General features: G+C 72.4%; 3 protein-coding genes. All 3 read left to right on the forward strand.

Going from position 1 to position 3,023, the window contains the following annotated elements; genetic code table 11:
* Positions 1 to 221: 221 nt before the first annotated feature.
* Entirely contained in the window at positions 222 to 1,499 is a 1,278-nt protein-coding gene (locus tag G6018_RS17680; RefSeq protein ID WP_182639929.1) for an alpha/beta hydrolase family protein, read from the forward strand.
* A 38-nt stretch (positions 1,500 to 1,537) separates the two neighbouring features.
* Positions 1,538 to 2,032 (forward strand): SRPBCC domain-containing protein, encoded by a 495-nt coding sequence (locus G6018_RS13940; protein ID WP_182639930.1) that lies wholly within the window; start codon positions 1,538 to 1,540, stop codon positions 2,030 to 2,032.
* A 230-nt stretch (positions 2,033 to 2,262) separates the two neighbouring features.
* On the forward strand, positions 2,263 to 3,023 hold a 761-nt coding region (locus G6018_RS13945; protein ID WP_182639931.1), incomplete at its 3' end, for a DUF222 domain-containing protein.

A 3,023-nucleotide genomic window follows, 5' to 3' on the forward strand; every position in this document is an offset into this window, starting at 1 on the left:
GCGGACGCCGCGACGCCCACCGGGCAGACGGGGACGAGCCCCACCCCGCAGGACGCGGGGACCCCGGAGCCGGGCCCCTCCGACCTCTCCGGGCCGACGCTCCCCCGCGACACCAGGGAGTAGAGGGTCGCGCGCGGCGGGGGCGGCGCACTATTGTCGTCAGGTCACCGTCTCGGGCCTGTTCGACGGTCGCATCCCGTTCCGCTCGACCTAGGAGCCCCGTGTCCGACCGCCGCTCGTCCGCCGTCCCCCGTTCTCTCTCGCCCCGCCGGTCCGCCCCGGGGCTCTCCCGTCTGCTCACCCCGACACTGGCGCCCGTCCTGGCCCTCGGGCTGATCGGCAGCATCGCGATGCCGGTCTCCGCACAGTCGCTCCCGGGCTCGTCGGGCTCGTCTGGCTCGTCGGGCAATATCGGTTCGATCAATGAGCTCGGGGGCAGCGTCGACCCGTCCAGCGCCGGCGCCGGCTCGGCGACCATCGGCTCGACAGGGTCCACCGGGACGCAGTCGTTGGCGGGCCTGGGGACGCTCCCGCCACTCGGCACCGGTTCACAGAACACACTGGCCACCCCGCCCATCGGGATGGAGGCGGAGCCGGTCACCGTCTCCGAGGTCCGCCACAAGGAGATCGGCGACCCACGCGTGGCCGGCGGCGACACCCGCTTCGAGCGGTGGTGGATCGCGTCCGAGTCCATGAACCGGGTGCTGCCGGTGGAGATCTGGCGGCCCGCGTCCGACGCCCCGGCCCCGATGCTCTACCTCCTCGACGGCGTCGACTCGCCGTCGCCCAGCGGGTGGCTCCTGCCGGGGGGCGTCCAGGACGCCTTCGCCGGCGAGCACGTCACCCTGGTCATGCCGGCGCGCGCCGACGGCTCCCTGCACGCGGACTGGCAGAACGACGACCCGGTCCTGAGCCGCAATGCCTGGCAGACCTTCCTCACCGAGGAGCTGCCCCCGCTGCTCGAGTCGGGCGAACTGCCCTTCACCGGCAAGCGGGGTGTCGCCGGGTTGTCGATGGGGGCCGCCAGCGCGGTCACCCTGGCCGAGCGGCGCCCCGACCTGTTCTCCGCCGTCGGCGCGATCGCCGGCTGCTACACCGCGCGCGACGATCTCGGATTCGTCCTGGCCAAGATCGTCACCGAGACCCGCGGCGGGAACATCGCGAACCTGTGGGGTCCGCGGACCGACCCGGCCTACGCGGAGAACGACGGGCTGCTCCACGCCGAGAAGCTCCGCGGCAAGACCCTGTACCTCGCCACCGCGACCGGTATGCCCGACGCCACCGAATGGGACCGCAACGGCCGTGACCTGCTCCGGTTCTCCCAGGGCACCGGTCTGGAGATCGCCACCCACGCGTGCACCGTCGCCATGGACCGACGCCTCGACGAATTGGGCATCCCCGCCCGGGTCGACTACCTGCCCACAGGCCTGCACAACTGGGACAACTTCGGCCGTTTCATCGCGCCGATGCGCGATACGCTGATGCCGGCGCTGCGCTGACACCACTCCCGGCGCCCCTCTGATCGCGAGGAGACGCCATGTCCGCCACGCCCACGGCCTCCGGATACCTCGACGACTCGGGGGCCGTCGTGTTCCCCCGCCGCCTGCCCATGTCCCGCGAGCAGGCGTGGGCAGCCGTCACCGATCCGGCCCGCACCGCCCGGTGGATCGGCCCGTGGTCGGGCGACCCGGCGTCCGGCACCGTCCAACTGACCATGACCGCCGAGGACGGCGATCCCGTCGACGGTGTCGAGGTGGTGACCTGCGAGGCGCCGGGCCTCCTGGTGGTGCGGACCGGTCCGGGCGGGTGGTTGCTCACCGTGAGGATCGAGGGCGACGACGACGAGGCCGTCATCTCCTTGGAACAGGACATCGCCGATGCCGAGTCCGCCTCCTCGATCGGTCCCGGATGGGAGTACTACCTGGACCGGTTGGTCGAGGCCGAGGCGGGGCGGGATCCGGAGGCGCTGAGCTTCGAACCCGACTACTACCCCGGCCTCGCCGAGCACTACCGGGCCCTGCTGGGCGGCTGAGCGGTCCGGAGCGGCCCGCTCCGCTCCCTCCACGTCATCCCCATCCCCATCCCAGACCCCTTCGATGACACCGCACGTCCCGCCGCGCCGCCGCCCCGGCGCCCGGCGCCCGGCGCCCCGGCGCGTCATTCGCATCGGTCGTGGTCGAACCACCATGTCGTACCCCGTTGCTAGTGTTTCCCTATCGAACACACGAGCGATCGCCTCGCTATCGCAGAAGGGGGAGCCGGATGTCGGCAGAACACGGTTCGGGGATCGCGGCGGCCGGCCTGGCCGCCCTCGACGCCCTCCGCACGGAGAACCGCGCCGCTGCCGCCCGTCTGCAGGCCTGCCACGATCTCCTGGCACTGTGCGAGGAGCAGCAGTTCGCCCGAGACGTCGAGGCCGGGTACTACGACCCCGACGGGCCAGAGCGCCCGCGCGACCACGCGGTGCTCGACCCGTTCGACGTCGCCTGTGCGGAACTGGTCGCCACCTACGGTGTTCATCACCACCGCGCGTCAGCGATGCTCACGCTGGCCCGGGATCTCGCCATCAGCTTCCCGGGGATCGTCGAGGCGATGGGGTCCGGCCTGCTGGACGAGCGCACGGCGGGGATGCTCGTCCGGCAGATGCGGACAGTCGATCCCTCCGTCCTGGACGCTGTGCACCGACTGGTCGTGGACTGGCTGCTGGACTCCGTCGACGCCGGCGAGCGACCCGGCCGCAACGCGATCCTGGCCAAGACCGACAGCATCATCGCGGACTTCGACCCGGAAGGGGTGCTGGCCCGGTGTGCTGCCGCGGCGCGTGAGCGTCGGGTCAGCGTCCGGCGCGGGGTGGACGGCATGGCCGAGCTCCGTGCGCACCTCACTTCGACCGAGGCGTCCGCGATCCACGAGGCGCTCGGGCACACCGCCGGGGAGCGGTTCGATCGCGAGAAGCGGGCCCGGATCGAGGCCGTCCGCGCCGGCACTGGGACGGCGCATGACCCGCATCCCCGTACCCGCCA

The sequence above is a fragment of the Dietzia sp. DQ11-44 genome, assembly GCF_014145205.1.
GTDB classification, from domain to species: Bacteria; Actinomycetota; Actinomycetes; order Mycobacteriales; family Mycobacteriaceae; genus Dietzia; species Dietzia natronolimnaea.

Excerpts from the sequence above, each read along its gene's own strand:
- G6018_RS13940 (WP_182639930.1), top strand. The coding sequence starts at position 1,538 with ATGTCCGCCACGCCCACGGCCTCCGGATACCTCGACGACTCGGGGGCC.